We start from the raw sequence: 349 nt of genomic DNA on the forward strand, positions 1-349 counted from the left end.
ATTTCAGCAAAATTTCAGAAGTGTAAAGTTTCTTTTTGTCTGTATACCATACGTTAAGATAAATTTGTGCTGCTTTGTGATAACGTTTTTATCTCAACAACGCTTCTGCCAACCAAAACAAAGCATCATCACACAAAGGGGCTTTTTTATAACACTGTTGAAAAGTGCAAAAGGCTTTTTCAGCATCAACATAATTGACAGAAAGAATAAAATTATACCCTTTTTATACAATGCTTGAGAAGAGAAGCTTGAGAAGAGAAAAATTTTCACCATAATGTAGTTCGACATGATCTCTTTCTTCATGCCTTTTCTCTAACAGGTTATACGCTCCCTTCAGACACCCCTCTGT

The organism is Bartonella sp. AA86SXKL (assembly GCF_042196885.1).